Source organism: Paramaledivibacter caminithermalis DSM 15212 (genome assembly GCF_900142245.1).
In the GTDB taxonomy this organism is placed as follows: Bacteria; Bacillota; Clostridia; order Peptostreptococcales; family Caminicellaceae; genus Paramaledivibacter; species Paramaledivibacter caminithermalis.
In genome coordinates, this window is sequence record NZ_FRAG01000113.1 from 1 (window position 1) to 3,949 (window position 3,949).

At 29.1% G+C, this 3,949-nt stretch carries 5 protein-coding genes; 4 read left to right on the plus strand and 1 reads right to left on the minus strand.

Features of this window, described 5'->3' with window-relative positions:
- Positions 1-231: transposase (locus tag BUB36_RS18550; RefSeq protein ID WP_131821369.1), on the minus strand; the 231-nt coding region annotated here is incomplete at its 3' end.
- Positions 232-298: 67 nt separating this feature from the next.
- Between BUB36_RS18550 and BUB36_RS20260 the strand changes: the two genes are divergently transcribed.
- The 4 genes from BUB36_RS20260 (at position 299) to BUB36_RS18565 (ending at position 3,605) form a co-directional block, all read left to right on the plus strand.
- Positions 299-577, plus strand: a complete 279-nt coding sequence (locus tag BUB36_RS20260) for a hypothetical protein (RefSeq protein ID WP_242655920.1) — start codon at positions 299-301, stop codon at positions 575-577.
- A 28-nt stretch (positions 578-605) separates the two neighbouring features.
- Positions 606-1,853 carry a recombinase family protein gene (locus BUB36_RS18555; RefSeq protein WP_242655922.1) on the plus strand — a complete coding sequence of 416 codons (1,248 nt, stop codon included), beginning with the start codon at positions 606-608 and terminating at the stop codon, positions 1,851-1,853.
- A gap of 294 nt (positions 1,854-2,147) precedes the next feature.
- Positions 2,148-3,053: a polymorphic toxin type 44 domain-containing protein gene (locus tag BUB36_RS18560; protein ID WP_084112146.1), complete on the plus strand. Its 906-nt coding sequence runs from the start codon at positions 2,148-2,150 to the stop codon at positions 3,051-3,053.
- Positions 3,054-3,221: 168 nt separating this feature from the next.
- Entirely contained in the window at positions 3,222-3,605 is a 384-nt protein-coding gene (locus BUB36_RS18565) for a DUF5412 family protein (RefSeq protein ID WP_073153752.1), read from the plus strand.
- Positions 3,606-3,949 lie beyond the last annotated feature (344 nt).

The following is a 3,949-nucleotide window of genomic DNA, read 5'->3' on the forward strand; positions in this document are numbered from 1 at the left end:
TGTGATTTTATTCATATATCCATAAATGTATAATCTAAGCATATCTTTTGGATCATATCCAGGTCTACCTTTATCTTTAGGAATACTATTTTTAAAACCTAATTCAGCCATATCTAATGATTCCACAAATGCATCTATTATTCTTACAGGATTATCTTCTGTGATGTAATCATCTATATACTCTGGAAAGGCAATTTTACTTTTTCTATTTATTCCTTCTATATATCTCATGCTACCACCCTTTTTTCTAGTATCATAGATAAATTGTAGCATATCTATTCAATGTTATGTTAACCAATTGTTGGATTTTTTACACGGTCTGACGTCCCCTTGTCATGTTAAAAATGGAAAAGATGCCTGCTCAGGAACAAAGATAGATGATGAGGTTGTCAGCAGGCTTGATATAAAAGAACCAATAATTGTAAAGAAGGTCATAAAAAATGGCAAGAAACATTACAGTTATACCAGCAAGAGCAAGCAGGCAGAGCACAACAGAGAGAGTAGAAATGCAGAAAAAGAAAATGGCAGCTTACTGCAGAGTGTCAACAAACCAATTAGAACAGTTATAAAGCTATGAAGCACAGGTAGCTTATTATACAGCTTATATTACAAATCATCCAGATTATGAACTTGCAGGAATTTATGCCGATGAAGGTATTTCAGGCACCAATACGAAAAAGCGTGAGCAGTTTAATAAAATGATTGAGGACTGCAAAGCAGGAAGAATTGATATGATTATAACCAAGTCCATATCAAGATTTGCAAGAAATACCCTTGATACTTTAAATTATGTAAGACAGCTTAAAGAACTAGGTGTTGGAGTAATATTTGAAAAAGAAAATATCAATACTTTAGATTCAAAAGGAGAAGTACTACTTACAATTCTTAGTTCCCTTGCACAAGATGAGTCTAGAAGTATAAGTGAAAATTCTACTTGGGGAATTAGAAGAAGATTTGAACAGGGAAAGGTTCAAATCAATCATAAAAAGTTTTTAGGCTATGACAAAGACGAAGAAGGAAATCCTATCATAAATGAAAAACAGGCAAAAATAGTAAGAAAAATTTATAAAGATTTTCTCAATGGCAAAGGTACAAATAGAATAGCAAGGGAACTGGAAGATGAGGGAGTTCCTAATTGGAATGGTAAAGCTAAATGGTATGAAGATAGTATAAGGAAAATTCTCAGTAATGAAAAATATAAAGGAGATGCACTCCTGCAAAAGACTTATACAGTTGATTTTCTTACAAAGAAAAGAGTAGAAAATAACGGAGAAGTTCCACAATACTATGTAGAAGAAAGCCATCCACCAATTATTGATAAAGATATGCATACCGCAGTACAACTTGAACTGGAAAGAAGAAAAGCTTTTGCAAAAAAGTATGGTATTAAAAAGATTTACTATGCTACGGTTAAAAATCCTTTCGCAGGAAGAGTTATTTGTGGACACTGTGGAAGTGTTTTTGGCAGAAAAGTTTGGAATTCTAATGATGAGAGATTACGAAGAGTGATTTGGAGATGCAATAATAAATATAAGGTGAAAGGAAAAAAGAGCTGTGAGAATAAGCATATAGATGATAAGGTTTTATATCAGGCTTTTGTAAATACATTTAATGCTTTGATAGAAAACAAGGCTTATTTCATAAAAAAGTGGAAGGAAGGACTTAAAAGTGATAATACTTTAGTAAGATGCAAGTCAAAGCAGTTTATAGAAATTCTAAAAAATGCAAAGCCAATAGAAAAATTTGATATGGATTTATTCTTTAGTATTGTAGAGAAGATGACGGTATTTGGAGGGGAAAAGATTATTGTAAGTTTGCTAGATGGTACTGAGATTGAGGTTGTAATTGAATAGATAAATGAGAAGAGCCAGTTGGAGTGATGTAGTAGGTCACTTTGACTGGCTTTTTTTGTAATCTAATATCATATTAGATAATTTTCTGTCAGTTTATATAGTAAAATTATACCAAAGAAATTATTGACAAATTTGGAATAAAGGGGTAGAATCATATTTGTAGACAAGCTTGTTTATGCAGTTGATAGAATTATAGCTTAATGAATTTGACTAAGATAACGAAAATTTTTATTTTTAAACCAATTAAGGTTTTGAATATTAATTTAAAAGAAAAAAGGAAGGAGTTTTTGATATATGAAAAAATTTAATAAAATTATGAGTTTAGTTTTAATATTAATAATATTTTTAGGTACTGTGAATGTATATGCGTGTTCAAATTTGCATAATGAAATGCAAAGTCTTATAAATGAAGATGGTTCTAAAATATTAAAATCAGAGAATTTGAAGAACTTAGAGGAATTGCATAATTATATATCAAACAATATTTCTAGATATGTTATAAAAAATCAGGATGGAACTGTTACTATAAGTAAACAAATATATAAAATTAACATATCACCATACTTGATAAAGAAATATATTACTATGATTGATGAAATTAATAAAGGTGTAAAGTTAGGAATAATTTATTTTGATAAAAACTTATCAGCTCAAGTTATTGATGATGTAGAAAATTACGTATATAATAGGGGAAATAATACATTAAAGGAATATATGAATAATTACAGTACTAAAGATGTTGGTATCATGTCATTGCCAGATGAACCTCCGTATTTTAATATAACATATACTTGTCATAAAAATGCAAAAGAACTTCAAGATGTTTATGATGCTGCTGAAGCTACTAGAATTATAAATCCTAATGTAAATCCATGGCTAGTAACGGTTGGTTATTGGGCTGGTAAAGTTAGAGAAGGTGGAGATTGGGATTACAAAAGAGAATTAGGATGGAATACAGAATATAAAATAATAATAGGTGGTAAAGTAGATTATGTGCATGGTGAGGATATAGGTAATATTCATTATGGATATACAGGAAGATCAATAGGTTTTAGCCAGTTTACTTTGAAATCAGCTGCTGGATTAGTTCAGGTTCTTAGTGGAACAGCTAAAAAAGAATGGTTTAATAGCTATTTTGATGATCCTAAAGATCAATATGCCATACAACGAGGGATTGATATGTATAATAATGGATTATAGAAATAAATTCTTGTAAATAAATTGGTGCATCAGATGAATATCATAAATGATATTCATCCGAAAATTAATTGGATTGCAGGGAATATAGATAGTTTATTCCAATGTCAATAATGGTGTATTTGAAGTATTAGATGTTGATTGAGTTGTAAAACTTTGGAGATGATAGAAATGTCTTTGAGATTGTTGAAAATAGTTAAAAAATTTGTCGGATTATTAGCAATTATATTATTAATAATTGTTTTATTTTATTATTTTACTTTTTATGATATGAGTTTGTTGCCTAAAGGCAAGCTAATAAATGAAGTTTATTCTCCTAATAGAGAATATATTGCTAAACTTTATATAGTTGAAACAGCAGAATTATGCCTTAAAGTTGATATAGTAAATACTAAAACATATAAAACTAAAACTATATATTGGAGTTGGGACGAAGGTGATAATTGTCGTATAGAATGGTTAGATAATGAGTATATTCTAATAAATGGAAGAAAAATGAATATAAATACTGATACTTATAATAGAAGAGTTGATTCAGATGATAAATATAAGTAAAGTGTTAGAGATAAACAACTTTAAGGTTAAATAAATTAAAAATTTTGTGATAATAGTGAATTTTAGTCCATTTTTAGTTACGTTGATAATTTTATATCATGAAGTGACACGGGGGACGTTTCGTTTGTCATGCCTTGATAGCTTTTTCAATAATTTTACGTCCTAAACCCAATACCCTACTTAGTTGCCTTATACTTGCTCCTGTTGATTTTTTCATTTCTAATATTAATTTATCTCTATCAATTACTGTAGTTTTGTACTTTTATGATAATTACCAAAAACTGACGTAATAATTACCATAATAAAAGATGAATATATGTACAAACCCAAAAACACCAAAGGAG